Origin of the sequence: Mesotoga sp. B105.6.4, from assembly GCF_002896535.1 — a bacterium.
In the GTDB taxonomy this organism is placed as follows: domain Bacteria; phylum Thermotogota; class Thermotogae; order Petrotogales; family Kosmotogaceae; genus Mesotoga.
The window spans coordinates 1-2,536 of the sequence record NZ_JWIM01000130.1 but is presented as its reverse complement, the minus strand read 5'-3'; the positions used below and the strand labels follow the sequence as shown (position 1 = coordinate 2,536).

2 protein-coding genes are annotated in these 2,536 nt (G+C 45.8%); both read left to right on the top strand.

The features are described from left to right. Positions 1-202 precede the first annotated feature (202 nt). A complete protein-coding gene (locus tag RJ60_RS15070) occupies positions 203-862 on the top strand; it encodes a DUF6518 family protein (RefSeq protein ID WP_099830361.1) in 660 nt (219 codons plus the stop codon). A 224-nt stretch (positions 863-1,086) separates the two neighbouring features. Further along, a complete protein-coding gene (locus tag RJ60_RS15065) occupies positions 1,087-2,361 on the top strand; it encodes a hypothetical protein (protein ID WP_099830360.1) in 1,275 nt (424 codons plus the stop codon). Positions 2,362-2,536: the final 175 nt, after the last annotated feature.

Here is a 2,536-nt window from a genome sequence, read left to right as displayed (position 1 = left end):
TCTCTCCTCATCTCGTGTTCTTCTCGGCGGCGACCCAGACCGGGCGTGCCTTGTTCATGATTGATGGTAAGATTGTGAGTGGAGTGCGTCTTCGCGGAAGTGAGATTTGAAGAGACCATAGGGGAAATGTGGAAAGTAGGAACTTGATAAATCCGCGGAGCAGGCGTCTGAAGGTCTTTAATTAGGTGGCAATGCTTCCACTATGCGAGATGATAATGTGTTGGGCTTCCTCAAAAAGATCAGAGAATCGGTTTCGATAACAATACACAAGAAAATACTCTATTCGCTTTCTGTACTGCTTGCAGGAATTTTACTGGGAACAACTTCAAAGTTTCTCGATAAGACTGCCAGTAATTTATTGCCTCCGATCCTTGAGTTTCTGGATTTAAGGAATTTCTTCTCACGGATGGGGATTTGGATTTTCTTTGCCGTGTTGATTTCCGTATACAGCAGAACCCCCTTCAGGGCGGCTACAAATGTTTTTTTGTTTTTCGTCGGAATGGTGGGCAGCTATTATCTCTATACTGCATTTGTAGCCGGCTTCTTTCAGGAATCATATATGGTGATCTGGATTACGATGGCATTCATTTCACCATTTATGGCATTTGTATGCTGGTACGCGAGAGGAAATGGGATTATTCCAGTTATTATCTCGGCTATAATTTTCATGTTTATGACCAGACAGGCTCTTGCCTTTGGTTTCTGGTATCTCGATATCAGGAACGGCCTGGAGTTGATTTTATGGATTGGCACATTTTTTGTGCTTTATCAATCTCCCAGACAAATGGCTAAGGTTTTCACAATCGGAGTATTGGCGTTTTTTCTCACTGCACCCCTTAATCTATTCTGGGGAATGCTTTAGTCTTTATTTGCTCTGACTGTTTATTTTGAAAGGATAAGATACGCCAAGAAATCTGCGTTGCTAGTGACGCAGTGCAAAATGACTACACTCCCTCAAATGAGCTGATTTCGCTATCAGATATGATACATTCGTCTGATATCTAGTTGCTTTGCTCTTAAACCGACAGGGTTCACTCAAATTACGTGAAGTCATCTGCTTCGCGGAGGCTTGATGGGGGTGTTTTTATGCGCAAGGCTCTAATCACTACTTTTGCTGTCGTGTTGCTGCTTCTGATTCTTCCTGGCTGTCTTCCGAAACTGCCTAAAGATCTGAAAGCGGCGATAGAAATCGTCAAAGCCATTCTTCCCGGTGAGATTCCTCAAGGCTCAGAGTATATCTGCTCGTTCTACTCTAAGAAGCTGGTCTTGGGTACAACGATCGATCTCGAAAACCCCAGTGCCATAGTCGACGGAGCAATAGGTGCAACTAGCGCGACGAACAACAAGATAGTAGTAACCGAACCCTCTTACCTCTTTCTTCTTGATCTTGATCCCGGCTCGTTCTTCGCCCATCCCGTCAAGGCGATTGTCGTGGGGGATAGCGGACAATACAGGATCATCCCAGGGAAATGGCTGCCCAGGGTAGATGAAGTCGTTCCGGATGAGCTGAAATTGCCCTTTCCAAAAAAAGAAAGACTTATTGATTGGAACGTTGTTCTGAAAGAACCTTCCGGTATCTTGAAGAATCCGGTGATCGACAAGATAATCCCAGACTGGGGTGAGGGAGAGGCGATCATTGTCGTTCAGGGTTTGCTGTCTTCGGAACCTTTGTACGAGGATTCAGTTCAGACATATATGCAGTTCTTGAATCTGGCCAAGGCATACAGGGATGCCATGCCTGAAGGAACGGTTGAAGTTCAGGGGGTCTTCGGCGAGGATGCGGCGAATACTTTGACCAGCATCAACTCGTATGCCCTGAAAAAAGAGATAGTGACTGTTTACATTATTGCGCATGGTGACACCGACGCGGTAAAACTCGGAGGAGTCTGGCACTTCGCATGGCAGTTCAGCACAGTCTTCACCAGCTACCCGTTGACTGAGTTCAACTTCCTTCTCGGTTCTTGCCATTCCGGAAGCTTTGTAGATGATCTGAATACCATAGATAACATGAGAACCGTACTTACCGCATGTAGAGAGCAAGAAGGCGCTTCCAGCGATATGGACCAACGGTACTCGCTGGTCTCCCCTTACGAGCTGATGAATGATTTCAACTCAACAGATGTAGGGAGCGAATGGACAAGCTCAATCGTAGAAGGCGCCATCGGTATTCTCAATGATTCGACACAATTCACCTTGGTAAGAGCCGACTCCGTGATCTACAATGTCCCGGTAATAAGCATGCTATTCTGCAAAGCGCATCTGGCGGCGCTTGGAAACTGGACTCCCTATTATACTGATAACCTGGATCTATCGAACAGGATAGGCAAGTCGGTTCCGCAGAAGTACTGCTCCTGGGAATGAATGCAAAAACTAGGCTAGAGGTTGTTCTGAGATAGGAAGAGAAAAGGATCAGTTGCAAAAACATTTGGGGAGGCCCAGGAGTGATAAATCGGGTCGGAGTGATAAATCGGGTCAGACTCCGATTTTCCCATTAAGAGGAGAAATCGTAGACATAAATCTGTGAGGGTTTTCTTCA

What these genes read in the sequence shown, in the direction of transcription:
- RJ60_RS15070 (WP_099830361.1), top strand. Translation starts at nt 203, where the DNA reads ATGCGAGATGATAATGTGTTGGGCTTCCTCAAAAAGATCAGAGAATCG.
- RJ60_RS15065 (WP_099830360.1), top strand. Translation starts at nt 1,087, where the DNA reads ATGCGCAAGGCTCTAATCACTACTTTTGCTGTCGTGTTGCTGCTTCTG.